Source organism: Nakamurella endophytica (assembly GCF_014646215.1).
Taxonomy (GTDB): domain Bacteria; phylum Actinomycetota; class Actinomycetes; order Mycobacteriales; family Nakamurellaceae; genus Nakamurella; species Nakamurella endophytica.
Map to the genome: position 1 here is coordinate 221,281 of NZ_BMNA01000005.1, position 23,351 is coordinate 244,631.

Annotated in this window: 22 protein-coding genes and 1 tRNA gene; 10 read left to right on the forward strand and 13 right to left on the reverse strand. The window is 73.8% G+C overall.

Features of this window, described 5'->3' with window-relative positions; all coding sequences use genetic code 11:
* The first annotated feature begins 155 nt into the window (after positions 1-155).
* Positions 156-560: a hypothetical protein gene (locus IEY37_RS14690; RefSeq protein WP_188942811.1), complete on the forward strand. Its 405-nt coding sequence runs from the start codon at positions 156-158 to the stop codon at positions 558-560.
* Between the two features lie 217 nt (positions 561-777).
* Entirely contained in the window at positions 778-1,884 is a 1,107-nt protein-coding gene (gene prfB / locus IEY37_RS14695; protein ID WP_188942814.1) for a peptide chain release factor 2, read from the forward strand.
* 100 nt (positions 1,885-1,984) lie between these two features.
* Here the strand turns inward: prfB and IEY37_RS14700 are convergent, their stop codons facing one another.
* Positions 1,985-2,236 carry a DUF6458 family protein gene (locus tag IEY37_RS14700; RefSeq protein ID WP_188942816.1) on the reverse strand — a complete coding sequence of 84 codons (252 nt, stop codon included), beginning with the start codon at positions 2,234-2,236 and terminating at the stop codon, positions 1,985-1,987.
* 185 nt (positions 2,237-2,421) lie between these two features.
* Between IEY37_RS14700 and IEY37_RS14705 the strand changes: the two genes are divergently transcribed.
* From IEY37_RS14705 to IEY37_RS14715, 3 genes are all read left to right on the forward strand, one after another.
* Positions 2,422-2,799 carry a BlaI/MecI/CopY family transcriptional regulator gene (locus tag IEY37_RS14705; protein ID WP_229674452.1) on the forward strand — a complete coding sequence of 126 codons (378 nt, stop codon included), beginning with the start codon at positions 2,422-2,424 and terminating at the stop codon, positions 2,797-2,799.
* Between the two features lie 10 nt (positions 2,800-2,809).
* Positions 2,810-3,757 (forward strand): M48 family metalloprotease, encoded by a 948-nt coding sequence (locus tag IEY37_RS14710; protein ID WP_188942818.1) that lies wholly within the window; start codon positions 2,810-2,812, stop codon positions 3,755-3,757.
* Positions 3,758-3,856: 99 nt separating this feature from the next.
* Positions 3,857-4,012: a DUF6131 family protein gene (locus IEY37_RS14715; RefSeq protein ID WP_188942820.1), complete on the forward strand. Its 156-nt coding sequence runs from the start codon at positions 3,857-3,859 to the stop codon at positions 4,010-4,012.
* Positions 4,013-4,104: 92 nt separating this feature from the next.
* Here IEY37_RS14715 and IEY37_RS14720 read toward each other — a convergent pair.
* Together IEY37_RS14720 and IEY37_RS14725 are read right to left on the reverse strand one after the other, a co-directional pair.
* Positions 4,105-4,181 (reverse strand) — tRNA-Met (locus IEY37_RS14720).
* A 72-nt stretch (positions 4,182-4,253) separates the two neighbouring features.
* Complete coding sequence (locus tag IEY37_RS14725) at positions 4,254-7,193, reverse strand: UPF0182 family membrane protein (protein ID WP_229674456.1); 2,940 nt, start codon at positions 7,191-7,193, stop codon at positions 4,254-4,256.
* Positions 7,194-7,413: 220 nt separating this feature from the next.
* On the opposite strand from IEY37_RS14725, the gene IEY37_RS14730 reads away from it, so the two are divergent.
* Positions 7,414-7,968, forward strand: coding sequence for a PPA1309 family protein (locus tag IEY37_RS14730; RefSeq protein WP_229674453.1), 555 nt, complete (start codon positions 7,414-7,416; stop codon positions 7,966-7,968).
* A gap of 12 nt (positions 7,969-7,980) precedes the next feature.
* On the opposite strand, the gene IEY37_RS14735 is transcribed toward IEY37_RS14730, so the two are convergent.
* Complete coding sequence (locus tag IEY37_RS14735) at positions 7,981-9,063, reverse strand: YlbL family protein (RefSeq protein ID WP_188942822.1); 1,083 nt, start codon at positions 9,061-9,063, stop codon at positions 7,981-7,983.
* Between the two features lie 102 nt (positions 9,064-9,165).
* On the opposite strand from IEY37_RS14735, the gene IEY37_RS14740 reads away from it, so the two are divergent.
* The gene (locus tag IEY37_RS14740; RefSeq protein ID WP_188942824.1) at positions 9,166-10,557 is read left to right on the forward strand and encodes a zinc-dependent metalloprotease; all 1,392 of its coding nucleotides are present in this window, start codon (positions 9,166-9,168) and stop codon (positions 10,555-10,557) included.
* A 75-nt stretch (positions 10,558-10,632) separates the two neighbouring features.
* Here the strand turns inward: IEY37_RS14740 and mgrA are convergent, their stop codons facing one another.
* Entirely contained in the window at positions 10,633-11,658 is a 1,026-nt protein-coding gene (gene mgrA, locus IEY37_RS14745; protein WP_188942826.1) for an L-glyceraldehyde 3-phosphate reductase, read from the reverse strand.
* 181 nt (positions 11,659-11,839) lie between these two features.
* Here mgrA and IEY37_RS14750 point away from each other — a divergent pair, with 181 nt between their 5' ends.
* From IEY37_RS14750 to IEY37_RS14760, 3 genes are all read left to right on the forward strand, one after another.
* A complete protein-coding gene (locus tag IEY37_RS14750; protein ID WP_188942828.1) occupies positions 11,840-11,995 on the forward strand; it encodes a DUF5679 domain-containing protein in 156 nt (51 codons plus the stop codon).
* 109 nt (positions 11,996-12,104) lie between these two features.
* Positions 12,105-13,205, forward strand: coding sequence for a hypothetical protein (locus tag IEY37_RS14755; protein ID WP_188942830.1), 1,101 nt, complete (start codon positions 12,105-12,107; stop codon positions 13,203-13,205).
* Positions 13,206-13,215: 10 nt separating this feature from the next.
* The gene (locus IEY37_RS14760) at positions 13,216-14,538 is read left to right on the forward strand and encodes an ABC1 kinase family protein (RefSeq protein ID WP_188942832.1); all 1,323 of its coding nucleotides are present in this window, start codon (positions 13,216-13,218) and stop codon (positions 14,536-14,538) included.
* A gap of 13 nt (positions 14,539-14,551) precedes the next feature.
* On the opposite strand, the gene IEY37_RS14765 is transcribed toward IEY37_RS14760, so the two are convergent.
* The 8 genes from IEY37_RS14765 to IEY37_RS14800 all read right to left on the reverse strand — a co-directional run bounded on the left by IEY37_RS14765 (position 14,552) and on the right by IEY37_RS14800 (position 23,271).
* Entirely contained in the window at positions 14,552-14,734 is a 183-nt protein-coding gene (locus IEY37_RS14765; protein WP_188942834.1) for a hypothetical protein, read from the reverse strand.
* A gap of 361 nt (positions 14,735-15,095) precedes the next feature.
* The gene (locus IEY37_RS14770; protein ID WP_373298350.1) at positions 15,096-15,383 is read right to left on the reverse strand and encodes a WhiB family transcriptional regulator; all 288 of its coding nucleotides are present in this window, start codon (positions 15,381-15,383) and stop codon (positions 15,096-15,098) included.
* A 156-nt stretch (positions 15,384-15,539) separates the two neighbouring features.
* Positions 15,540-15,704 carry a hypothetical protein gene (locus tag IEY37_RS14775; protein WP_188942836.1) on the reverse strand — a complete coding sequence of 55 codons (165 nt, stop codon included), beginning with the start codon at positions 15,702-15,704 and terminating at the stop codon, positions 15,540-15,542.
* 208 nt (positions 15,705-15,912) lie between these two features.
* Positions 15,913-17,955 carry an ATP-dependent DNA helicase UvrD2 gene (locus IEY37_RS14780; RefSeq protein WP_188942838.1) on the reverse strand — a complete coding sequence of 681 codons (2,043 nt, stop codon included), beginning with the start codon at positions 17,953-17,955 and terminating at the stop codon, positions 15,913-15,915.
* 69 nt (positions 17,956-18,024) lie between these two features.
* Complete coding sequence (gene nudC, locus IEY37_RS14785) at positions 18,025-18,969, reverse strand: NAD(+) diphosphatase (protein ID WP_188942840.1); 945 nt, start codon at positions 18,967-18,969, stop codon at positions 18,025-18,027.
* Positions 18,966-20,273, reverse strand: a complete 1,308-nt coding sequence (locus IEY37_RS14790; RefSeq protein ID WP_229674454.1) for a M16 family metallopeptidase — start codon at positions 20,271-20,273, stop codon at positions 18,966-18,968. Before IEY37_RS14790 ends, nudC begins: the two co-directional genes overlap by 4 nt.
* Positions 20,274-20,485: 212 nt before the next feature.
* On the reverse strand, positions 20,486-21,769 hold the full coding sequence (locus IEY37_RS14795) for a M16 family metallopeptidase (RefSeq protein WP_188942897.1): 1,284 nt from the start codon (positions 21,767-21,769) through the stop codon (positions 20,486-20,488).
* Between the two features lie 62 nt (positions 21,770-21,831).
* Positions 21,832-23,271, reverse strand: coding sequence for a M20/M25/M40 family metallo-hydrolase (locus IEY37_RS14800; protein ID WP_188942842.1), 1,440 nt, complete (start codon positions 23,269-23,271; stop codon positions 21,832-21,834).
* Positions 23,272-23,351: the final 80 nt, after the last annotated feature.

Consider the following 23,351-nt stretch of genomic DNA (forward strand, 5'->3'; position numbering starts at 1 on the left):
GAACGATGCGAGTGTTCGCCTGACCGTCACCCCATGTCGCCGTGCAGGTCCGTCGCGGGTCGCCCGGGGCCCCGTTCGCCCCCGGCGGCCGTGGCGTCGTCGCGGTAGGTTGCGGACAGTGGCGAGGGCTGCGCGAGCGACCGGGACGGTGGGCGATGAGACTGCGGGACGCGTTCCGTTCGCGGCGCGGTGACGACGACCCGGACGAGGGCTCCGGGCCGGTCGACGTGTCCGCCATCGAGGGCGACGAGAGCGAGTCGGCAAGCTTCCAGCCGCGCACCGACGGTGACTACATCGGTGAGGTCGGGAGCGCGGGCCGGCTGCGCTTCCTACCGGGCGGGCGCGTGCAGTACCGGCCCGACGGCGCGGCCGGATCCGAGCCGTGGCCTGGCGAGTACACACCGGCCGGCCGCTTCTCGGTACAGCAGCGCTTCGAGCGGCCGATCACCTTCACCGTCCTGTCCTCGTCGGCCGACGCCTTCACCGCCCGCCGGACGGACACCCGCGACCGGTCCGCCGACACGCTTGGTTATCGCTTCGAGCCGCCCACCGCGGGCTGACCCGCCCCTCCGCACGCCGACCGGCCGGTCCCGGGACGACCACCGGGCAGTGCCGCCGGGTCCGCCGCCGGCGCGCTTGCCGTCCGCGGCCGGTCCGCCGCCCGTCCGCCGCCCGTCCGCCGCGCGTCCGCTTCGGGGCAGCCTCGGGGCCGCCTCGGGGCCGTCCCGACAGTCGACGGCACCGGCGGGGGCGCCGGTCCGCGTAGGCTGGACCGCTGTGAATCCCGACGTCGCCACCGCGCTCAAGGCCCTGGACACCACCATGTCGAGCATCGAGGCCGTGATCGACGTGGACCGGTTGAAGGCGACGATCGACGACCTGAGCGAGCAGGCCTCCGCGCCCGACCTGTGGAACGACCAGGCGCAGGCGCAGCAGGTCACCAGCCGGTTGTCGCACGCCCAGGCGGAGCTCAAGCGGGTGCAGGACCTCCGGCGCCGGCTGGACGACACCACGGTGCTGTTCGAACTCGCCGACGAGGACCCGTCGATGGCCGAGGAGGCCCAGTCGGAGCTGGCCGCGGTCTCCGGCGAGATCGAGACCATGGAGGTCCGGACCCTGCTGTCCGGCGAGTACGACGCCCGCGAGGCCCTGGTCACCATCCGGTCGGAGGCCGGCGGCGTCGACGCCGCGGACTTCGCCGAGATGCTGCTGCGCATGTACCTGCGCTGGTCCGAGCGCCACGGCTACGCCACCGAGGTCTACGACACCTCCTACGCCGAGGAGGCGGGCATCAAGTCCGCCACCTTCCAGGTCAAGGTCCCGTACGCCTACGGGACCCTGTCGGTGGAGCAGGGCACGCACCGCCTGGTCCGCATCTCGCCCTTCGACAACCAGGGCCGCCGGCAGACGTCGTTCGCCGGCGTGGAGGTCGCGCCGGTGGTGGAGACCAGCGACCACGTCGAGATCGACGAGAAGGACATCCGCGTCGACGTCTACCGGTCGTCCGGCCCCGGCGGCCAGGGCGTCAACACCACGGACTCGGCGGTCCGGATCACCCACCTGCCGACCGGCATCGTGGTGTCCTGCCAGAACGAGCGGTCGCAGATCCAGAACCGGGCCTCGGCGATGGCGGTCCTGCAGTCCAAGCTGCTGGAGCGCCGCCGCCAGGAGGAGAAGGCGACGATGGACGCCCTCAAGGACGCCGGCAACTCGTGGGGCAACCAGATGCGGTCCTACGTGCTGCACCCGTACCAGATGGTCAAGGACCTGCGGACCAACTTCGAGGTCGGCAACCCGGCGGCGGTCTTCGACGGTGACATCGACGCATTCATCGAGGCCGGGATCCGCTGGCGCCGCTCGGCGGAGACCGCCGACGCGCACTGACCGGCACCGACCGGCACCGACAAGCACCGTCCGGCAGCGACGAGTACTGACCCGCACCGGACAGGCCGGGGCGCGCTGACGCGCCCCGGCCCGCGGCGGCTCAGACGCCGTCGATGCGGTCCTCGCGCCGCGTGACGTACTGGCGGCCGAACTCGTCGGTGGTGACGGCGGTGCTGCGCGCCCGGCGGGCCCGCGGGATCAGCAGCGCCAGACCGATGACGAACAGCAACGCGCCGGCGCCCATCAGGATCCAGCCCACGGTGTGGATGTCGAAACCGGAGACGTCCGCCTTGACGGCGAACACCAGAATGGCGCCGATCACGATCAGCGCGAGCCCGAAGCCCAGGACCACGGTTGCCTCCCGGCGGTCGGCCGGCGGTCGGAGACCGGGCCGGCGACGGTGGGGCCGGCCTGCGCCGGCCCCTCGGCGGCAGTGTAGGTGGCCGCACTACACCGGCGTAGGACGCCACTCGTCCGGGTGGCGCGGCGTCCCGACCCGGCGGAGGCCGGCAAACCGGAGCCGATAGCATCGATCACGTGCGCAAACGGCAACCGCCCGGGCACCTCGAGGCCGAGGTGCTCGCCACGCTGTGGGCGGCCGACCATCCGCTGACGACGGCGGAGGTGGCGGACGGGCTGGGCGATGCCAAGGCGTACACGACGGTCCAGACGATCCTGACCCGGCTGCACGCCAAGGGTGCGGTGGACCGTCAGCTCGTCGGCCGGGCGCATGCCTACACGCCGCGGTTGGACGACGCCGGCCTCGCGGCCCGCAGGATGCGGGCCGTCCTGGACCGCGAGAACGACCGACTGGCGGTCCTGCGCCACTTCGTGGGGATACTGTCCCCGCAGGAGGAGTCGGCAGTGGCCGAGCTCCTGGGCCCGTCCGAGAGGTCGGACGCCGAGGACGAGTGAGTCAGCGCTGATGCACTACGCCGTGTACTTCCCTCTCGTGTTCGGCGCGGCGCTCGGGCTGCTCGGCCCCGCGGCCGCGACCCGGCTGCCGCCGCGGCCCGCCACCTGGCTGTTGACGGTCGGTGGGCTCGTCGCGGCCGGGACCACGCTGCTGGTGCTGGCCATCCTGACGGCCACGCTGATCGGCGGCCACTCCCTGCTGGCCGGGCACCTGCACTGGTCCCCCGACGTCTTCGACCGGAGCAACCCGGTGCCGGCCGTCGTCGGAGCCGCGGCGGCGCTGCTGCTCGCGGTGCTCGCCGTCCGCACCGCCTGGGCGGCGGTCCGGTCGGTCGTGGAACTGCGGCAGGCGCACCGGCTGGCGCGGACCCTGGCCCCCGGTGACGGGGAGCTGGTCGTCGTGACCGAGCCGGGCCCCGTCGCCCTGGCGGTGCCCGGCCGTCCCGGCCGCGTCGTCGTCTCCGCCGAGCTGCTCCGGACGTTCGACGCCGCCGAGCGCGCCGTCGTCCTCGGCCACGAGCGTTCGCACCTGCGGCACCGTCACCACCTGCACCACCTGGCCGCCCGGGTGGCGGCTGCGGCCGTTCCGCTGCTCCGCGGCCTGCCCGCGGCGACGTCGCTGGCGACCGAGCGGTGGGCCGACGAGGATTCGACGGCGCAGGGTCCGCGACCCGTGGTGGCGCGGGCGCTGTTCGAGGCAGCGGTGCGGACACGCGGCGCCTGGCCGCGCCGCGGAGCCTGCCTGTCGGTGGCCTCGACCGACACCGACGTGCGGATCCGGATGATGCTGGCCGGTCCCCCGCGCCGCCGGCCGCTGCTGCTGCTGACCACCGTGGCCCTGCTCACGCTGCCCGTGCTCGCGGGCGGCGAGGCGCTCCGCGACGCCCACGGCCTGTTCCGGGAAGCCGCGCTGGACGCACCGATGCACTCGACGCCGCATCCGACATCGCAGCGTTGACCGGGGCGATGCCGCCGTTCACCTCCCCGTGTGCTGGCCGCCGACGTGCTCCTACGCTACTGTCGGAGATGATCCAGCCCCCGAAGGAGAGGTGTACGCGTGATCATCCTCGGCCTGATCCTCCTGGTCGTCGGCTTCATCGCCAAGATCTCGATCCTGTGGACCATCGGCATCGTGCTGATCGTCATCGGCGCGATCCTGGCCATCCTCGGCGCTACCGGCCGGGCCATCGGCGGCCGCCGCCACTGGTACTGACCGGCCGCGTCCGTCGACTCCCCGACAGGTCGGCGGCCGTCCCGGCACAGCAGAAAGGCCCCCGAGGGATTCCCTCGGGGGCCTTTCCGCACTGGTAGCGGGGACAGGATTCGAACCTGTGACCTCTGGGTTATGAGCCCAGCGAGCTACCGAGCTGCTCCACCCCGCGTCGTGCCTCCAGTGTATCCGCCCGCGGACAGCGGGCCAAATCGCCGGACGTGGGGCCCGTCACCCCTCGCACTCATCCCCCGACGGACGCGGACGAGGTCGGCGGCGCCGACCCGCTGGCGGCCGGCGGCGCAGCCGCCGGGGTGCCGGCCACCTGGAAGTACTGGTTCACCGCTTCCTCGAGCCGCTGCGTCGCGGCGCCGATGCGTCCGAGGTCCTGCGACTGCTTCGCGGCCGCCAGGTCCTGGTTGGCCCGGTTGATCGCCGCGAGCGCCTGTTCCGGCGTCACCGACCCCGACGGCGCGCTCGTCGTCGGTCCCGAGGACGACGAGGACGGCGGCGGGCTGCTCGACCCGCTGGTCTGCCCGCTGCCGTTGTCCGGCGGCGGCGTGACCTGGTTGGACGACGAGGCGTTCTGCAGCGCCGCCGCCACCGTGTCGCCGTTGCCGACCCGGTTCCCGAACCACACCAGGATCTGGGTCAGCTGCGGCGACGCCTGGGCCGAGATGCCCCGCTGGTAGAGCGGCTCGATGTACAGCAGACCCTTGCTGGTCGGCAGGGTCAGGAGGTTGCCGTACACGATCGTCGACACGCCCGGTCGTTGCCGGGTGCCGATGTACTGGCTGATGGCGCTGTTGTTCAGCAGGGTCTGCTGGATCTGCACCGGACCCGGCGTCTGCGTGTTGCTCGGCAGCTGCAGGACCGTGATCTTGCCGTAGTCGTCCGGGTCGTTGCCCACCGCCATGTAGGCCGACAGGAACGGCCGGCCGAACCCGGTCAGCACGCTGGTGAGCTGGAAGGACGTCGACGACTGACCCGGCAGCGCCACCTGCTGGTAGTACGGCGGCTGCGAGGCGGTCACCCCGGACTCGGTCGGGTCGTCCGGCACGCGCCAGAAGTTCGAGTTCTGGAAGAAGTCGACCGGGTTGTCCAGGTGGTAGCGCGCCAGCAGCTGCCGCTGCACCTCGAACAGGTCCTGCGGGTACTTGAAGTGGGCACGCAGTTCCGGGCTCACCGCGGACGACGGCTGGACCAGGCCGGGGAACACCTGCTCCCAGGCCTTGAGCACCGGATCGCTCTCGTCGATCGCGTACAGGGTCACGGTGCCGTCGTAGGCGTCGACCGTGGCTTTGACCGAGTTCCGGATGTAGGACACCTGGGAGTTGACCTGCCCGGTCGCCGAGCCGGTGGCCGTCTGCGAGTTGTTCGTCGCGTCGGACAGCGTCACGTTCTGCGCGTACGGGAAGTTGGCGGCCGTGGTGTAGCCGTCGACGATCCACTGGATGCGGCCGTCGATCACCGCCGGGTACGGCTTGGTGTCCACCGTGAGGAACGGCGCGGCCTTCTCCACCCGGTCCCGCGGGTCACGGTTGTAGAGGATCTTGCTGTTGCCGTTGATCTCCGACGAGAACAGGAAGTTCGGCTCGCCGTACTCCGTGGCGAAGACCAGGCGCTGGAACAGGTTGCCGACGCGGACACCGCCGCGGCCGTCGTAGGTGAAGGCGCCCTGGCCGGCGTCGCCCGACCCGTCGTACTCGATGTTCTGGTCCTTGGACTCCGAACCGACGATGGCGTAGTTCGACGCCAGCTGGCCGTAGTAGATGCGCGGCTGGTCGACCTTGATGGCGCCCTGGTTCGAGACGTCGGAGACGGTGAACTCCGGGTAGCCCCCCGGCGCCTGGTTCGCCGGCGCGGCCACCAGACCGTTGCCGTGGGTGAACACCAGGTGCTCGTTGATCCAGTTCTTCTGGTTCGCCTGCAGGTTGTCGACGTTGAGCTCGCGGAGCGCGACGATGAAGTCCTGGGTCCTGCCGTCGATCGTGTAGCGGTCCACGTTCAGCTGCGGCGCGAAGCCGTAGAAGTTCTGCAGCTGCTGCCGCTGGGTGAAGGTGTCGGACAGGATGTTCGGGTCCAGCAGCCGGGCGTTCTGCACGCTCGGATCGGACAGCAGCGCGGACGGGGTCGCGTTCGTGACGTCCGCGTAGTTGGTGTAGGAGACCTTGTCCTCGCCGAGCCCGTAGGCCGCCTGGGTGGCGGCGATGCTGCGCTGGATGTACGGCGGTTCCTTGGTGATGCCGTTGGGGTTCACCACCACCTGCTGCAGGATCAGCGGCCACACGCCGCCGATCAGCACGCTGGAGAGCACCAGCAGCGCCAGCGCGACGGCCGGCAGCCGGATCGAGCGCAGGAAGGCGCCGACCACGAAACCGACCGCGCAGACCGCCGCGATGACCATCAGGATGATCTTGGCCGGCAGCACCGCCTTGACGTCGGTGTACGACGCACCGGTGAACAGCCCGCCCCGGTTGGAGAACAGCAGGTCGTACCGGTCGAACCAGTACTGCACGGCCTTGATCAGGACGAAGATCCCGATCAGCAGCGACAGCTGGAACGCCGCCTGCGACGAGATCCGGCGCCCGGGACCGGACAGCCGGATGCCGCCGAACAGGTACTGCGTCACCAGCACCGCGAAGAAGGCGATCGCGACCACGACGAACAGCCACGTCATGATCATCTGGATGAACGGCAGCCGGAACACGTAGAAGCCGACGTCGTGGCCGAACTGGGCGTCCACCTGGCCGAACGTCTGGGCGTGCAGGAACAGCTGGACCACTGTCCAGTTGCCCTGCGCGGACAGCCCGCAGATCAGGCCCACCAGCCCGGCGATGGACAGCGCGAAGACCCTGGGCCGGGTGGCCACCACGGTCCGGTACGGGCTCAGGGGGTCGACCTCGCCGGCGGGGACGAACACCGGGCGCGACCGGTAGGCCGCGAGCAGCGCCAGGGCGACGACCGCACCGGACCCCAGGCCGGCGATCAGGAACAGCAGGACCCTGGTGACGAACTGGGTGCCGTAGACCTCGCGGAAACCGACCTCGCCGTACCACTCCCAGTCGACCCAGATGCCGACGAACTGGAACCACAGCACGGCAAGGACGATCAGCCCGACGATCGTGAGCAGCACCCGCTTGGCACGCTTGGACATCGACGGCATACCGACGGGGGGCCGCATGGCCACGGCGAAACCTCTCGTTCTGCTTGCTGGACCTCGGCGCTGGACCTCGGCGCGGTGCCGCCCGGGGCGCGGCCCGGGATCGGGCGCCGCGGTCGGACGGTCCCGCAGCGACAACTCTAGGCGGATCGGGATGGTTCCCCGGGTGAGCCGCGGACGCCGCCCACACCCGGCTCCTGGCCGCTGCACAGCCCTGCCGCCCGCGTGCCACGATCGGCCGGTGAGCACCCCCGACGCCTCGTGGATCGAGGACCCCGACCTGGCCTCGGCGGTCGCCGAGGTCGAGGAGTTCGCCGGCGCCGCCGGGTGGGACCGGCCGCCGCAGTTGTTCGCCCTGGTCCGGACCGCCGACCTGGCCCGGGCGGAGCCGCAGCTGGCGGCCCGGCTGGCCGGGGCCGCGGAGTGGACGCCGATCGCCCAGGACGCGCTGCCCGAGGGTGATCTGGCCGACGCGCTCGCCACGGTCGGCTGGCCGCCGGAGGTGGCGGGGTGCGTGCTGGTGCAGGAGATCCTGGTGCTGCCGCCCGTCGCACCGGCCGGCGACACCGCCGGGATCCGTGCGGCACCCGCCGACGACGTGCCGGCGGCCGGGACGGACCCCGCGGCACCGGACGGCCGCCCGCACCGCGAGGGTCGGCTGGTGGCCGGCGTGCTGCGGGACCGGCCCGGCGGGGCGTGCCTGCTGCGGATGCGGGACCTGCCGGACACGCCACTGCGCGGTGCCGACCTGGCGCCGAACCTGCTGGCCGCGCTGCGGACGACGCTGTCGGACTGAGTCCGGCCGGGGTCAGCAGCCCGGCGGCGTGCCGCCGCCGGCCAGGGTCTTCAGGGCCGCCATGGCGTCCGACAGCGTCGCGACCTTGACCAGCTGCAGGCCGTCCGGCACCCGGGTGAGCGCCTCCGCGCAGTTGTCCGCCGGGACCAGGAACACCGTGGCGCCGGCGTCCCGGGCGGCGATCTCCTTCATCAGGATCCCGCCGATGGCGCCGACCGTGCCCTTGTCGTCGTCGATCTCCATGGTCCCGGTGCCGGCGATGAAGCGGCCGCCGGTCAGGTCGCCCGGCGTCAGCTTGTCGATCACGCCCAGCGTGAACATCAGGCCGGCCGACGGCCCGCCGATGTTGGCCAGCGAGATCTTGATGGTGAACGGCGCCTTGGGCCGCTCGACGGCGCCGATGCCGAGGAAGCCCTGGGTGCTGCCGGCCGGGGCGCCGGTCTTGGCGGCGTCCGCCAGCGTCACCCTGGCGTCCACCCGCTTGCCGCCGCGATCCACGGTCACCGTCGCGACCTGCCCCGGCCGGGTCCGGGCCAGCACGGCCCGCAGCGACGCGTAGTCGGTCACCGCGGTGCCGTCCACCGCGGTGATCTGATCCTGCGGCTGCAGCACCCCGGCGCTCGGCGAGCTCTCCGGGATCGTGCCGACGTACACCACGTTCGGGTACTTCAGGTACCGCAGCGCGGCGATCTCGGCGTTGGACTGCGAGTCCGAGAACTGCTGCGCGTTCTCCCGATTCACCTGCTCGACGGTCTTGTCCGGCGGGAAGATCTCCTCGCGCGGGACGAGGGAGTAGTCGCCGTCCGCCCACAGCCCGATGGCCTGGAACAGGGTCTGGTGGTCGTACACCGAGATGGTCGTCATGTTCAGGTGGCCGGGGCCCTTGTCCTCGGAGACGGAGGCCGGGACGCCGCTGCCGGAGAACGTGATGACCTCGGTGCCGCCGACCGCCGACAGCGTGTTGTACGTGACGCCAGGACCGAGCGCCACGTACGGGATCGGCACGAAGGCGCCGACGGCGAGGAGCGCGAGGCTGGCGACGCCGCCGACCACCATCGCGCGGGCCCGGATCGACAGCCGGGTGACGACGGACATGGCTGCGAGCGTACGAGACGCCGGATTGCGCTCTGGGCGATCAAGCCCGGCCGTCGTCCGTCCGGCCTGCCCGGGGCCCGGCGGGTCAGTACCGTTGGCCCCATGACGAACCTGCCGTTCGGCTTCAACATGCCCGGCGACGACGACCCCGACCGCAAGGGTCAGGGCGGCCAGGGTCCCGGCGGTTTCGACCTGTCCCAGCTGGGCTCGATGCTCTCGCAGCTCGGGCAGATGATGTCCAGCGCGGCGCAGAGCGGCGGCGGATCGCCGGGCGCGGTCAACTACGACCTGGCCCGGCAGCTGGCGCTGCAGCAGGTGCCGGCCAGCCACCCGGCGTCGTCGGTCGACCTGGCGCACGTGCGCGACGCCGTCGCGCTGGCCGAGATCTGGCTGGACGGCGCCACCGCGCTGCCGGCCGGCGCCACCACCGTCACCGCGTGGAACGCCCGCCAGTGGATCGAGGCGACCATGCCCGCCTGGCAGCAGCTGTGCACGCCGATCGCCGAGCGGGTGTCCGCCGCCTGGATCGAGGGCCTGCCCGAGGAAGCCAGGACGCAGGCCGGCCCGCTGCTCGCGATGATGGGTTCGATGGGCGGCATGGCGTTCGGCTCGCAGCTGGGCCAGGGCCTCGCCCAGCTCGCCGGCGAGGTGATGACGTCGACCGACGTCGGCCTGCCGCTCGGGCCGGCCGGCACGGCGGCCCTGCTGCCGCGCGCCATCGCCGAGTTCTCCTCCGGCCTGTCGGTGCCCGAGGACCAGGTCCGCCTGTACCTGGCCGCCCGCGAGGCCGCGCACCACCGGCTCTACGCCGGCGTCCCGTGGCTGCGCGAGCGCATCCTCACCCTGATCCGGACCTACGCCGGGGCCATCACCGTCGACTTCTCCGCGGTCGAGCAGCTGGCCTCCTCGATCGACCCGTCGAACCCGGCGAGCATCGAGGCCGCGCTCGGCCAGGGCATGTTCGAGCCGACGATCACCCCGGGCCAGCAGCAGACGCTGGCCGGCCTGGAGACGCTGCTCGCCCTGGTGGAGGGCTGGGTCGACGCGGTGGTCGCCGCCGCCGTCGGCGACCGGTTGCCCGGCGCGTCCGCCCTGCAGGAGACGCTGCGCCGCCGCCGCGCGACCGGCGGTCCGGCCGAGCAGACCTTCGCCACCCTGATCGGGCTGGAGCTGCGGCCCCGCCGGCTGCGGGCCGCCGCCGATCTCTGGCGGGACCTCGAGGCGTCCCGCGGCGTCGACGGCCGGGACGCGCTGTGGTCGCACCCGGACCTGCTGCCCTCGAGCGAGGACCTGGACGACCCGGCCGCCTTCGTCGCCCGCGACAAGCAGTTCAGCGAGCTGCTCGCCGGGCTCGAGGACCTGCCCACGACGGACGAGCCGGACCCGTCCCCCGAGGGCACGACGGACGCGCCCGACCGGACCGCCGACCACCCCGACGACGGCCCGTCCGACCGGACGCCCGGGGACGGCACCACCCCGCCGCGCCCGGTCTGACGACGCCCCGCGCGCAGACGCCACCGGCCCCGCACCCTCGGGTGCGGGGCCGGTGCGCGTGCTGGCCGGGTCCGGTCAGCTGTCGCTGGACCGCTGCCACAGGTTGATGCCGGTCTCGACGGCCTGGCCGTCGATCTCGTCGAGCTCGGACTGGTCGAAGTCGAGCCGGTCCAGGCACGCCAGGCTGTCCTCGAGCTGGGCGACCGACGACGCCCCGATCAGCACGCTGGTCACCCGGGGGTCGCGGAGCGCCCAGGCCAGCGCCAGCTGCGCGAGCGACTGCCCGCGGCGCTCGGCGATGCCGTTCAGCGCCCGGATGCGGTCCAGCGCCGCGTCGGTCAGCAGGTCCGGGGACAGCGACGACGACCGCGAGGCCCTCGACCCCTCGGGGATCCCGTCGAGGTACTTGCTGGTCAGCATGCCCTGCGCCAGCGGGGAGAAGGCGATGCAGCCGGCACCCACCTCCGACAGGGTGTCCAGCAGGCCGTTCTCGATCCAGCGGTTGAGCATCGAGTACGACGGCTGGTGGATCAGCAACGGCGTCCCGAGGTCGGCGAGCATCGCGGCGGCCTCGGCGGTCCGCCGCGGCGAGTAGGACGAGATGCCGGCGTACAGCGCGCGGCCGGAGGCCACCGCGGTGTGCAGCGCTCCGACGGTCTCCTCCAGCGGCGTGTCCGGGTCCGCCCGGTGCGAGTAGAAGATGTCGACGTACTCCAGGCCCATCCGCTCCAGCGACTGGTCCAGCGACGCCAGCAGGTACTTGCGCGACCCCCAGTTGCCGTACGGCCCCGGCCACATGTCGTAGCCCGCCTTGGTCGAGATGACCAGCTGGTCCCGGTACGGCCGGAAGTCCTTGGCCAGGTGCCGGCCGAAGTTCTCCTCCGCGGAGCCGTACGGCGGCCCGTAGTTGTTGGCCAGGTCGAAGTGGGTGACGCCGAGGTCGAAGGCGCGGCGCAGGATGTCCCGCTGGGTCTGGAACGGGTCCACGTCGCCGAAGTTGTGCCACAGCCCCAGCGAGACGGCGGGCAGGTGCATGCCGCTGCGTCCCACCCTGCGGTACTGCATCGAGTCGTAGCGGTCCGGTGCGGGTTCGTAGCTCATTCCCCGGATTCTGCACGGACGGCGCGGACGGCGCGGACGCGGGCGGCGCGGGGCTGGCCCACCGCGCCGACGACCGTTCCTCCGTGGGGTGCGGCGCCCTCCCGGGTACGGTGAGTCCGAATCCGGGGCGCCCGGCACCTCCGGCGTCCGTGACGCCCGACGACGCGAAGGGACACCGCAGATGGCGGACACCGAGACCTACAACGGCTACTGCGTCAAGTGCAAGGAGAAGCGGGACTTCGAGGGCCAGGTCCACGAGACCAACGGCCGCCGGATGGCCAAGGGTCCGTGCCCGGTCTGCGGCACGACGGTGAACCGCATCCTCGGCAAGGCCTGACCTCTTCCGGCCGGCCCGCGGGCGGCGGGCCGGTCCCCCGCCGGCGTGTGGATGACCGACCCGTCGCCGACCCGCCGGCTGCCACCCTCGGCAGTCGGGAGGTGGAGCGATGGTCGAGGCGGATCCGGACGTCCGGTACACCCTGGTCGGCGGGCTGCGGGTGGTCGACCGCGCGCCGGGCTCGGTGCAGATCGGCACCGAGCCGGCGCTGCGCGCGGTGCTCGCCGACGCTCCCGCGGAGTCGCTGCGGGTGCTGCGTGAGCTGGACGGCCGAGCGCCGCTCCGCACGGTGGTCCAGCAGCACGGTGGACGCCTGGACGTCTGGCTCCCGGTGGTGACCCGGCTGCTCGAGCTCGGTGCCGTCGTGCCGGCCGCGGACTGGGTGTTCCCCGGGCTGGTGGCCGACCGCCACGTCGACGCCGAGCGCAACAGCCTGGTGCACCGCTGGGGACTGGCCACCGCCCGCCGGGTGCTGTCCGGGCGGCAGGAGGCCCGGGTCGCCGTCCGCGGCGACGGCGACCCGTTCGAGACCACCGACACCGTGGACGCGGTCGCGCGGCTGCTGGAGCGCTGCGGCGTGGGTGCCGTCGAGCGCGGCGTCCAGGCGGCGGACCGCCGGCGAGCCGCGGCGGTGGTCGCCGCACCGGTCGCCGGGCCCCCGCCCGGGACCGGCGAGCGGCTCGCCGGGCCGGGTGTCCCGCGGCGCCCGCCGGCCCGTGGGCCGCGGCGCGGTCCGGGCCGTCGCCGGCCGGACGTGGTCGTGCTCGTCGGCGCCGCGGCTCCCCCGCCCTGGAGCGCCGCGGACCTCGCCGCCGAGGGCATCCCGCACCTGGCGGTGCGGCTGGGTCTGACCTCGGCGTCGGTCGGCCCGTTCGTGCTGCCGGGCCGGTCGTCCTGCCTGCTGTGCGTCGCCCGGCACCGCCAGGACCGCGACCCGCAGTGGACCCTGGTGCAGGCGCGGCTGCGCGACCAGCCGGTCGCAGCACCGGCGGCGCTCGCCGCCAGCGTCGCCGCGGCCACGGCCGCCGAGGTGCTCGCCGTGCTCGACGGCCTCGACGTGCCGACCACCGTCGACGGCGGTCTCGAGTGGACGGTGGGCGCCCCCGGTCCGCGCCGGCGGAGCTGGCCGGCGCATCCGGAATGCACCTGCCGCAGAACCGGAGCACCCGTCCCGGACAAGTCGGGCGCGCGGCCGGCGCCTGTCGGGTAACAATGGCCGCATGTCGGAGATCCCCCGCGGGAGTATCAACCGCACCGCCCGGCTGGCCAGCCTGCCGCTCTCCGCGGCCGGGCGGGTCACCCTGGGCTGGGGACAGCGGCTGATCGGCAAGGACCGGGACACGGTCTCCGCGGAGATCCAGCGCCGCACCGCCGAGCAGGTCTTCGAGGTGCTCGGCACCCTCAAGGGTGGGGCCATGAAGTTCGGCCAGGCCCTGAGCGTCTTCGAGGCGGCGATCCCGGACGAGTACGCCGAACCGTACCGGGAGGCGCTCACCAAGCTGCAGAACGCGGCGCCGCCGATGACGCCGGCGACGGTTCGCAAGCTCATGGCCCAACAGCTGGGCAGCGGGTGGCGGAGCCGGTTCCAGGACTTCGAGGAGCAGGCCACCGCGGCCGCCAGCATCGGGCAGGTCCACCACGCCGTGTGGCACGACGGCCGCGAGGTCGCCGTGAAGATCCAGTACCCGGGGGCCGCAGAGGCGCTGCGCGCCGACATGGACCAGCTCAACCGGTTGGGTCCGCTGCTCGGGATGCTCAACCCCGGCATGGCGGTACGGCCGCTGCTGCAGGAGCTCCGGGACCGGGTCATGGAGGAGATCGACTACACCGCGGAGGCGGAGAACCAGCGCATCTTCGCCCGCGGCTACGCCGACGACCCCGAGATCCGGATCCCCAGGGTGGTCGCCAGCGCCCCGAAGGCGATCGTGTCGGAGTGGATGCGCGGCACCGGGATGGCCACGGTGATCGCCTCGGGTACCCGCGAGCAGCGGGACCGGACCGGCCGGTTGCTGGCCGAGCTGCACTTCTCCGCGCCGCAGCGCGTCGGCCTGCTGCACTCCGATCCGCACCCGGGGAACTACATGCTCACCCCGGACGACCGGCTGGGCGTCATCGACTTCGGCTCCGTGGCGCGGTTGCCCAACGGCTCCCCGCGCATCCTCGGCCGGATGACGCGGCTGGCCCTCGAGGGCCGCGCCGACGAGGTGATGGCCGGGCTGCGGGCGGAGGGCTTCATCCTGGACAAGATCGACATCGACCCGCAGGACGTGGTCGACTACCTGGTCCCCTTCGCCGAGCCGTTGCGGCACGAGACGTTCCACTTCACCCGGCGCTGGATGCAGGCCGAGGCGGCCCGGCTCTCCGAGATCTCCAGCTCGGACTCCCGGGTGGCGAGGAGTCTGAACCTGCCGCCGTCCTACCTGATGATCCACCGGGTGACGTTCGGCTCGATCGGCGTGCTCTGCCAGCTGGACGCCACGGCGCCGTTCCGGGAGATCGTCGAGCGCTGGCAGCCCGGGTTCGTCGACGACGGCCAGGACTGACCTGGCCGACCCGTCACCACCACTCGGGTGGCAGCCGGGACTCGATGCCGCGCAGCACGTCCCGTTGGCAGTCCGGACAGGTCCAGGCCGCCGGCCGGGCCGCTGCGGGCTCGTACATCCACTGCAGCAGGACGGCCGGGTCGGCTGCGGTCGCGCCGCAGACCGAGCAGCGGACCGGGCCCCGGTCGGTCGTCACCGACCTACCGTAGCCGTGCAGCCGGCCCGGGTCCCGGGCTCCGCGGATGGGCGCGGAGCGGGACCCGGGCCGGCCGGGGGAACCGACGGGGCCGGCGTGCGGCCGGCCAACCGTCGGGAGGGTCACCGTGCGAGGTGACGGCGCACTGCCCGGTGTGCCCGGGACGCACGTGCGCGTTCCGCGTCCCGCTGCGCCTGGCGCATTCGGTCACGGGTGAGATCTTCGATGAGCAATGACATGTCGGCACTCCAGAGTCGAGAGGTGGTCCGGCTGCCCGAGCGGGCGGTCCGGGAGATGGTGCTGCACAATGCTTTCGTCGTGCGACGGGCTGCGCACCCGGCTGTGGGGCGCGCCGCGGTGATCATGCCGCGACCTTGCGCGGACGGCCGCGGGGCCGCTTGCGCGCGATCACGACGCCGTGGTCGAGGATCTCGCCACCCCAGACGCCCCAGGGCTCGTTGCGGGCCAGGGCCGCCGCCAGGCACTCGGCGCGGACGGGGCACGGCCCGCACAGGGCCTTGGCCTGCTCGAGCTGCTCGGGCCGCTCGGCAAAGAACAGGTCGGGATCGCCGGTGTGGCAGGGCAGGTCGGTCCGGGGCTGCTCGGCGAGTGCGTCCGGCCAGGCGCCGGGCACTTCCGAGAGGGTCAGTGCGATCAAGGCTCTCACCTCCAGTGGGACGTTGTGGTTTCTCCGGGCGCAGGGACGGCGCCCTGTCGGGGGGCTGTGTCCGGTCCGGGATACACGTCGGCCGCGGTGACCCTCGCAGGAGAGGGGCCGCGGCCGGAGGAGAGAGCGCGCAGAGACCTACCTCGGCGACTGCTCCCCGGACCGCTGGACGAACGGGACGCCCGTGGGCGCGACCGTGCGCTGCCGCAGACGCGCGACAACGGCGGCCAGGCCACCGGAAGCGTCGACGCCTGCGACGCCGGTGGCCACGTCACCGTTCGCGAAGTTCTTCATGTCGATCACCGTGGGCACCTCCTTGCGTCGAGGCCTCGTCCTGGCGGAGAGGCTTCCACCGGTCGAGCCGGCGGATCCTGTTCGGGGAATGAGAGGAGACTAGGACCCCCGTCTCCGGCCGCGCAACCGGATTAACGAGAAATTTCCCGCGTGTTGCCGAAAACGTTCCGGATGTGTTGCGGCACAACGAGAACCCGTCGGTCGGAGTCAGTCCGGGTCAGTCGGTGGCGCTGACGACCGAGAGCACGTCCCGTCCGTACGCGTCGAGCTTGCTGCGGCCGATGCCGGGGATGGCCAGCAGCGCCGCGTCGTCGGCCGGACGCCGCTCCGCGATGGCCAGCAGCGTCGCGTCGGAGAAGACGACGTAGGCCGGCACGCCGGCCTCGCCGGACCGGCGGCGGCGCCAGTCCCGCAGAGCGTCGACCAGGTCGGGGTCGGCGTTCGAGGGGCACTGCTCGCACCGACCCAGCTTGGCCTGGGTGGCGTCGGTGAGCGGACCGCCGCAGACCCGGCACCGGCCGGACCGTGCCGCGCGGCTCGGGACCGACGACTCCGGCGCGATGCCGGTCAGGAAGCGGCTGCGCCGCCGGGTGCGGCGGCCGCCCTCGGACCGGGACAGCGACCAGGACACCGCGAGGCGGGTGCGCGCGCGGGTGACGCCGACGTACAGCAGCCGGCGCTCCTCCTCGATCTCGTCCGGTGTCTCGGCGTGCTGGATCGGCAACGTCCCCTCGGAGAGCCCGACGAGGAACACCGCGTCCCACTCCAGTCCCTTGGCGGCGTGCAGCGACGCGAGGGTGACGCCGTCGACGGTGGGCGCGTGCTGGGCCTCGGCCCGCTGCTCGAGTTCGGCGGCCAGGTCGGCCAGGCCGGCTCCGGGGACGGCAGCGGCCACCTCCTCCGCGAGCGAGACCAGGGCCAGCAGGTTGTCCCAGCGCTCCCGCAGCGACCCCGCGGGCGGTGGCTCCGCGGTCAGCCCGACCGGCACCAGCACCTCGCGGACGGCGGTGACCAGGTCGACCGGCTCCGCCCCGGGCGCATCGGCCGGCGCGGCGGCCCGACGCACCGCGACCATGGCCTGCCGCACCTCGGGCCGGGCGAAGAACCGCTCACCGCCGCGGACCACGTACGGCACCCCCGCCGCGGCCATGGACTGCTCGTAGGCCTCGGACTGGGCGTTGATCCGGTACAGCACGGCGATCTCCGACGCCGGCATGCCGCCGGCGATCAGCGCGGCCGCCTGCTCGGCGACGGCCCTGGCCTCGGTGGGCTCGTCCGGGTGCTCGGTGTACCGCACCGGCGGCCCGGGCGGAAGCGCGGCCGTCAACCGCAGCCGCAGCCGCGCGGCCCGGCCCTGCGCGCCGGCGATCACCTGGTTGGCGACCGTGACGACCTGCGGCGTCGACCGGTAGTCGCGCTCGAGCTTGACCACCGTGGCCTCGGGGTAGCGGCTGGCGAAACCGAGCAGGTAGGTGGGCGAGGCCCCGGCGAACGAGTAGATCGTCTGGTTGGCGTCGCCGACCACCGTCAACTGGTCCCGGCCGCCCAGCCAGGCGTCCAGCAACCGCTGCTGCAGCGGGGTCACGTCCTGGTACTCGTCGACGACGAAGCACCGGTAACGGGCGCGGAACTCCCGGGCGACGTCCTCGTCGTCCTCGAGCACCGCGCAGGTGTGCAGCAGCAGGTCGTCGAAGTCCAGCTGCTCGGACTCCCGCTTGAGCTCCTCGTAGCCGGCGAAGACCCGGGCGGCCAGCTCGGCCGCGACCGGGGTGTCCCGGTGGTGCCGGCCGGCCGCGGCCACGTAGTCGTCGGGGGCGACGAGCGACGCCTTGGCCCACTCGATCTCACCGGCCAGGTCCCGCAGCGTCGCGGTGTCGGTGCCCGCACCGACCCGCCGGGACGCCATCGCGACCAGCCGCATCTTCTGCTCCAGCACCGGCCACAGCGGCCCGCCGACCGACCGCGGCCAGAAGTACCGCAGCTGCTTGAGCGCCGCCGAGTGGAACGTCCTGGCCTGGGCGCCGGGCACGCCGAGGCCGCGCAGGCGGGAGCGCATCTCGCCGGCGGCCCTGGTGGTGAACGTGACGGCGAGGATCTCCGAGACCGGGTGGGCACCGGTGGCCACCAGCCGCGCGATGCGATGCGTGATCGTCCTGGTCTTGCCGGTACCGGCGCCGGCGAGCACGCACACCGGCCCGGACGGCGCCTGCACCGCGAGCCGCTGGCCCTCGTCCAGTCCCGCCAGCAGCTCCGCACTCACCCCGCTAGTTTCGCACGCCTGTACGACGGCGTGGGGCCACCACTCCCGGCCCGCTTCCGTCCGCGGGGATCAGCCCGCCGCCGCCCAGCCCTCGATCATCCGGCGGGCGATCGACACCGACGGCGGCAGCCCGATGCCGTCGGCCTGCCCGCCCGCGGCCAGCACCCGGCGCACCGTCGCCCGGTCCACCCAGCGGGCGTCCTCGATCTCGCCGTCGCGCGGACGCAGCGGCGCCGCCGGGTCGGCGACGGCCGAGAAGCCCACCATCAGCGACCGCGGGAACGGCCACGGCTGGGAGCCCAGGTACCGGACCTCGCCGACCTGGATCCCGACCTCCTCGGCCACCTCGCGGACCACCGTGGCCTCCAGCGACTCCCCCGCCTCGACGAAGCCGGCGAGCACCGAGTAGCGGCCCGGCGCCCAGCTCGGTTGCCGGCCGAGCACCATCCGGTCCGCGCCGTCGTGCACCAGCACGATGACCGCAGGGTCCGTCCGGGGGAACTCCTCGTGGCCGTTCGGGCAGACGCGTGCCCAGCCGTCGGCCCTGGGCCGGCTGGCCAGCCCGCACCGGGGGCAGTATCCGCCCGCCCGGTGCCAGCCGAGCACCGCGACCGCCGCGGTCAGCAGCCCGGCGTCGGTGTCGGTGAGCACCGCCCCCAGCTCGCGCAGGCCGTGGCCGTCGGCGACCGGCCCCGGCACGGTCCACACGTCGATCCCGGGGGTGCGGCCGGGATCCGCGGCCGGCGACGGGTCGGCGGACGGGTCGTCCGCGCGGCCCACCAGGACCGCGTCCTCGGGGGGCCCGTCGGCCCGCTCCACGGCACGGGTCAGATCCAGTCGCGGGGTGCCGTCGACCTCGCGGACCGCCACCGCCCCGGACGGGTCGACCGTCAGCAGCAGCCCGTCCCGCCAGGACTCGAGCAGCCGGTCCCGGTGCCGCAGGTCCTCCGAGCGGTCGACGGTGCCCCGGGACAGCGCCGGGACCGGGATGGCGAACGGGGCCGCGGCGGTCACGGCAGCACCACGTCGCCCAGTGCGGACAGCTGCGCGCCGACGGCCTGCAGGTCACCGACGACCACGCCGGTGGCGGCCGACGGGGCGAACACCGTGGCGGCGGCCCGCGCGACCTCGCCCGGCGTGACGGCGGCCAGCCGGGCGGCGTGCCGCTGCAGCCAGCCCGGTTCCAGGCCGAACCCGAGCAGCGCGGACAGCGTCGAGGCATACCCGGCCTGGGTGGACAGCGACGTGGCCAGGGTGCCGAGGGCGTACTGCCGCGCAGCCTCGACCTCGGCGTCCTTCGGCGGCACCAGCGCCAGCCGGCCGAGCTCGTACCGGGCCTCGAGCAGCGCGGCGGCGGTCGATGCGGTGGCGGTGTCGAAGCCGATGGTCACCGCGGCGCGGCCCGGCCAGAACTCGAGGCTCGAGTGCGCGCTGTAGGTGTAACCCTTGTCCTCGCGGATGTTCTCTACCAGGCGCGAGGAGAAGTAGCCGCCGTAGACCAGGTTCGCCAGCTGGACGGCCGGGTAGTCCTCGTGCGTGCGGTCGACGGCGGCGGCGGTCAACCGCACCTGCGACTGCACCGCGCCGTCCCGGTGGAACGCGTGCACGGGTCCGCCGGTCACCGCGGGCGGCACGGCCAGGGTCCTGGCAGGGCCGGCCGGGGTCCAGCCGCCCAGGGCGTCGGCGACCCGGCGCACGGCGTCCGCCGGGCGGAGGTCACCGACGAGCACCAGCACCGAGCCGGCGGGCAGCACCGCGCGCCGGTGCAGGTTCCGCACGACGGCCGGGGTCACCGCGGCGACCAGACCCGCGTCCGGGTTGTCCAGCGCCGCCGGGTGGTCGCCGAACCGCAACTGCTGCAGCTTCTCCCGAGCGACGACGGACGGCTGCGACGCCGCCATCGCCAGGTGCTCGCCGATCCGGTCGCGCTCCCCGGCGACGTCCTCGCGTCCGTACCGGGGATCGGTGAGGCTGTCGGCGAGCACGTCCAGCAGGACCGGGAGCCCGGAGGACAGCACGGATCCGGTGAGCAGCAGCCGCTGCGGGTCGACCCGCGCGTCGAGATGCCCGCCGACGGCGGCCAACTCGGCGTCGACCTGCGACCGGGACCGGGTGCCGGTGCCGAGCAGCACGGTGGCGGCGAGCACCTCGGCGCGGGCGGCGTGCTCCGGCGACCGGCCGCCGAACGGCACCCGGAGGCGGACCTCCACCAGCGGCACACCGGGCTTGCGGACGGCCACCACCGTCAGGCCCGACCCGAGCACCTCCTGGCGCAGGGTCGGCGGCCGCACCGGCCGCGGCGGCGACAGCTCGGGCACCGGTCGCGGACCCTGCGCCGTGCGGCCGATCTCGTCCGCCGACCGGACCGGCGCGGGGGTCCGCGCCGGTGCCGTGCGGGCGCGGCGGCGCGGCCGGGCCGTGGCCGCAGCGGGCTCCGGCGCAGCGTCCGGCACGGGCGGCACGGCGGTCGGGTCGGCCGGACCCGGGGACGTGCGCCCGCGGGAGCGGCGCGGCGTCCGCTCGCCGGCGGTCATCGCCCGGCTCCCGGGACGACGCGGAGCAGGGCGGCCCGGTCCGGGTCGAGACTGCGGGCGGCGGCGGCGACCTCGTCCGCGGTGACCGCGGCGACCATGGCCGGCACCTCGTCGAGCAGTTCGGCCCGGCCGTGCAGCAGCTCCAGCGCCCCGAGCGACAGTGTCCGGGCGGAGATCCCGTCGTTCTCCCGGAACAGCGAGGAGTTCCACCGCGCCGCGGCCCGGTGCAGTTCGTCGGGGTCCGGTCCGGACGCGGCCAGGTCCGCGATCTCGGCGGCGGCCGCGTCGATCACCGTGTCGGCCGCGGTGTCCGGGGTGTGGACGGCGCCCAGCACGAACACGTCCGGGTCGCGGGCGTCCAGCGGGCCGCCCATCAGCCCGGGACCGGCCCAGATCTCCGTGGCCAGGCCCGACTCGGCGACGACGGTCCGCTGCAGGCGGGACGACTCACCGTCGGACAGGATCTCGCCGAGCACCACCGACGCCAGGTACCCGGGCAGGTCGGCCACCGGATCCGGCAGCCGCCAGCCGAGCGCCAGCGCCGGCAGCGGCGCGTGCGGGTCCACGTGCTCGGCCTCGCGCCGCGCATCCGGCCACGGCTCGCCGAAGGCCGGCCGGTCCGGCGCCGGTCGGGACGGCACGTCGCCGAAGTGCGCGGCGACCAGCTCGCTGGTGCGGTCGACGTCCAGGTCGCCGCACACCGTCAGCACCGCGTTCGCCGGGGTGTAGTACCGCTCGAAGAAGTCGGCGCAGTCGGCGACGGTGGCGGCCTGCAGGTCCACGAAGTCCCCGTACCCGTTGTGCGCGTTGGCGAAGGTGTGGAACAGCACCGGCGGCAGGTGGATCCACGGGAACCCGCCGTACGGCCGGTTCAGCACGTTGAGCCGGATCTCCTCGCTGACCACGTCGACCTGGTTGGCCAGGTTCTCCGCGGTGATCCGCGGGGCGCGCATCCGGTCGGCCTCCAGGAACAGCCCGCGCTCCAGCGCGGCCGACGGCAGCACCTCGTAGTAGTCGGTGTAGTCGGTGTGCGTCGAGCCGTTGAAGACCCCGCCGGAGGACTGCACCAGGCGGAAGTGCTCGAGCTTGGGCAGCGACTCGCTGCCCTGGAACATCAGGTGCTCGAACAGGTGCGCGAAACCGGTGCGGCCCTCGGGCTCCGAGCGGAAGCCGACGTCGTAGTGCACCGCGACACCGACGACCGCACTGCCGGAGTCGGGCGCCAGCACCACGCGGAGGCCGTTGTCCAATCGGAGCCGGTGCACCGGATGTGCCGGCACCGCGGTGCGGGTGCGCCGCGGCCCGGCCGCGGGACGGCGGCTCCGGGCGGTCGCCGTGGGGCTCACCCGGCCACCGCCGCACCACCGGCGGTCAGCCCGGCGCGGCCGAGCGCGGCCAGTTCCCGCCACAGGTGGGCGACCGCCTCGCAGCCCTTGAGCAGCAGCTCGACCGGCGCCCGCTCGTCGGGCGCGTGGATGCGGTCCTCGTCGGTCATCACGCCGAGGAACACCACGGGCGCCTGGAGCCGGCCGGCGATCTCGGCCTCCGGGCCGGACCCGCCCTCCCGGGTGAGCAGCACCGTCCCGGTGTCGAACGCCGCCCCGAGCGCCCGCCGGGTGGCCGCCGTGGCCGGGTGCGTCGTGTCCACCTTCAGTGGCGCGACACCCTCGCTCTCCCAGCTGATGTCCAGGGTGACACCCGGTCCGGCCAGCGACTGCAGGTGGCGTTGCACGCACTCGCGGATGTGGTCCGGGCGCTGTCCGCCCACCAGCCGGAACGTCAGCTTGGCGTAGGCGTCGGTGGGGATGATGGTCTTGGTCCCCGGGCCGGTGTACCCGCCCCAGATACCGTTGATCTCCGCGGTCGGCCGCGCGCCCACCCGTTCCAGCGTCGACCAACCGGCCTCGCCGACGGCGGCGCGCGACCCGGCCGGACCGGTGATCCACTCCGCCTCGTCGAAGGGCAGCGCGTCGGTGTCCGCCCGCTCCTGCGGCGTCGGCTCGACGACGTCGTCGTAGAAGCCAGGGACGGCGATCCTGCGGTCCGCGTCGTGCAGGCCGGCGAGCATCCGCACCAGCTCCGTCACCGGGTTGGCCACCGCGCCGCCGAAGGTGCCGGAGTGCAGGTCCACGTCGGGCCCGTGCAGGTGGACCTCGCAGGCGACCAGCCCGCGCATGCCCACGCACACGCTGGGCGTGTCCGGTCCGAAGATGCCGGTGTCCGACACCACGACGACATCGGCCGGCAGTTCGTCGCGGTGCCGGGCCAGCAGCTCGGCGAAGTGCGGCGACCCGGACTCCTCCTCGCCCTCGACGAGCAGCGTCAGGTCCACGGCCGGTGCGCTCCTGCCGGTCGCCTGCAGGTGGGCCCGGACGCCCAGCAGGTGCATGGCGATGTTGCCCTTGTCGTCGCTGGCGCCGCGGCCGTGCAGCACTCCGTCGACCAGCGTGGCCTCGAAAGGCGGGTGACTCCACCGGTCCTCGCCGTCGGCGGGCTGGACGTCGTGGTGCCCGTAGACCACCACGCGCACCGCGTCCGGCTCCCCGGAGGGCCAGTGGGCCAGCACCGCGGGCAGCGCCGGACCGGAGTCCAGCACCCGGACCTGCGGGAAGCCCACCGCGGACAGCTGCTCGGCCAGGTACCCGGCGCTGCGCGCCACGTCGGCGCGGTGGCCGGGATCGGCGCTGACCGACGGGATCCGCACCCAGTCGCGCAGGACCTCCAGCCACTGCTGGGCACCGTCGCGGACGGCCTGCCGTTCGGGGTTCGACGCTGCGGTCATGCACCCGACACTAGTTGTACCCGGCCATCAGGTTGGTGCCAGTCGGCTGAGTGGTGGGAGGCCGCCGAGTGCGCTGTGGC

What these genes read in the sequence shown, in the direction of transcription:
- IEY37_RS14690 (WP_188942811.1), top strand. Translation starts at nt 156, where the DNA reads ATGAGACTGCGGGACGCGTTCCGTTCGCGGCGCGGTGACGACGACCCG.
- IEY37_RS14710 (WP_188942818.1), top strand. Translation starts at nt 2,810, where the DNA reads ATGCACTACGCCGTGTACTTCCCTCTCGTGTTCGGCGCGGCGCTCGGG.
- IEY37_RS14725 (WP_229674456.1), bottom strand. Translation starts at nt 7,193, where the DNA reads ATGCGGCCCCCCGTCGGTATGCCGTCGATGTCCAAGCGTGCCAAGCGG.
- IEY37_RS14735 (WP_188942822.1), bottom strand. Translation starts at nt 9,063, where the DNA reads ATGTCCGTCGTCACCCGGCTGTCGATCCGGGCCCGCGCGATGGTGGTC.
- IEY37_RS14740 (WP_188942824.1), top strand. Translation starts at nt 9,166, where the DNA reads ATGACGAACCTGCCGTTCGGCTTCAACATGCCCGGCGACGACGACCCC.
- mgrA (WP_188942826.1), bottom strand. Translation starts at nt 11,658, where the DNA reads ATGAGCTACGAACCCGCACCGGACCGCTACGACTCGATGCAGTACCGC.
- IEY37_RS14750 (WP_188942828.1), top strand. Translation starts at nt 11,840, where the DNA reads ATGGCGGACACCGAGACCTACAACGGCTACTGCGTCAAGTGCAAGGAG.
- IEY37_RS14755 (WP_188942830.1), top strand. Translation starts at nt 12,105, where the DNA reads ATGGTCGAGGCGGATCCGGACGTCCGGTACACCCTGGTCGGCGGGCTG.
- IEY37_RS14760 (WP_188942832.1), top strand. Translation starts at nt 13,216, where the DNA reads ATGTCGGAGATCCCCCGCGGGAGTATCAACCGCACCGCCCGGCTGGCC.
- IEY37_RS14800 (WP_188942842.1), bottom strand. Translation starts at nt 23,271, where the DNA reads ATGACCGCAGCGTCGAACCCCGAACGGCAGGCCGTCCGCGACGGTGCC.